This window comes from Candidatus Protochlamydia sp. W-9 (assembly GCF_001950615.1).
Taxonomy (GTDB): Bacteria; Chlamydiota; Chlamydiia; order Chlamydiales; family Parachlamydiaceae; genus Protochlamydia; species Protochlamydia amoebophila.
The window spans coordinates 1-1,680 of the sequence record NZ_BCPZ01000007.1 but is presented as its reverse complement, the minus strand read 5'-3'; the positions used below and the strand labels follow the sequence as shown (position 1 = coordinate 1,680).

Here is a 1,680-nt window from a genome sequence, read left to right as displayed (position 1 = left end):
CCATTTTGACCTCTCATGTCATATTAAACATTAGCTTGGGAAAACAAATGTTTTAAATGATGCAGAGGTCCTTTGTCATTTAAATTTTATTCTTCTTATTTATTATCAAAGAGATAAATTCAAAATTCAGGTTAATAAGACTTTCATTCTTTTCTAATGATTTCAAAAAAACTTAAACTTTAAAGTGATAAATTCTTAAAAGCTTTGTGCATTCTAAACACAATTCTAAGCTTTAAAGGATATGCTTTTTTCCAAATTTTTAAAAGACATGTATTTTAAACATTGTTTTATTTTTGGCTACTCTTAGAGCTTAAAAAAACAGATTATTTATGAGAAAAGTCGGCTATAAATTTTAATCGTAGATGATTTCCTTTTTAATTTATTAAAAGATAAATTTTGATTTTAAACTAATTTAGTTAGTTGTTTTGAGAAATAATAGAGTCAATTTTTATTGCTGCCTGAGCATTCCCTTGCTCAGCAGCAAGTTGATAATATCTCAGAGCTTCTTGACTAGATTGTTCAACTCCTAGCCCCTTTTTATACATAGTCCCAAGCTTGTATTGAGCACCTGCATGGCCTTGATCGGCAGCAAGTTTGTAATATTTAGCAGCTTCTTGATCAGATTGTGTGACGCTCAATCCATTGGCATACATAAACCCAAGAGCCCATTGAGCATCTGCCTCACCTTGATCGGCTGCAAATTTAAAGTATTTAGCGGCTTCTTGATCTGATTGTGTAATACCTCTTCCCTGGAAATACATAAATCCAAGGGCACATTGAGCAATTGCCTCACCTTGATCAGCAGCGAGTTTAAAATATTTAAAAGCTTCTTGGTCAGATTGTGGGACTCGTTTTCCTTTTGCATACATGAGTGCAAGATTATATTGAGCATTTACATCGCCTTGATCGGCAGCGAGTTTAAAATATTTAATAGCTTCTTGATTGGATTGCTCAACTCCTAACCCCTTTTTATACATAGTTCCAAGTTTGGATTGAGCATTTACATCGCCTTGATCGGCAGCGAGTTTAAAATATTTAAGAGTTTCTTGATTCGTTTGTGCAATATCATGGCTTTCTATAATGAGCTTAAGCTCACGCTGCGCTTCTGCATGGCCTTGATTGGCAGCAAGCTGAAAATATTTAGTAGCTTCTTGATTTGATTGGGAGATACCTCGACCCTTTTTATATCTAATTCCAATAATGAATTGAGCATCTGCATGGCCTTGATCAGCAGCGAATTTAAAATATTTAATAGCCTCTTGCTCTGAATACACAACGCCTCGCCCACTGATATACATGCATCCAAGGTTGTATTGAGCATCTGCATTCCCTTGCTCAGCAGCAAGTTTAAAATATTTAAAAGCTTCTGCATCTGATTGTGCGACAACTTGACCATTTTTATACATGAGTCCAAGCTCGCATTGGGCTTTTGGATTGTTCTGGTCTGCCAAAAGTTTAGTTGGTAAAAATGAGGGAGAAGAAGAGTAAATAATTTTACTTTTTTTACCGCTCCAAAAAGACTTCCAATCTTCTCGAACACTATCAGAAAAAAGCCCCAAGCCTAACGTACATAAAGTCTTAAAAGCTGCATATATTCCAATTCCAATTCTACGCTTTAAAGGGTATGTTTTTTCAAAGCTTCCTAAAAGGATATATGTTTTACCATTGTTTATTATACTT

At 34.6% G+C, this 1,680-nt stretch carries 1 protein-coding gene; it reads right to left on the bottom strand.

Going from position 1 to position 1,680, the window contains the following annotated elements:
• Nucleotides 1–416 precede the first annotated feature (416 nt).
• On the bottom strand, nucleotides 417–1,680 hold a 1,264-nt coding region (locus tag BU804_RS00135), incomplete at its 5' end, for a tetratricopeptide repeat protein (protein WP_075882496.1).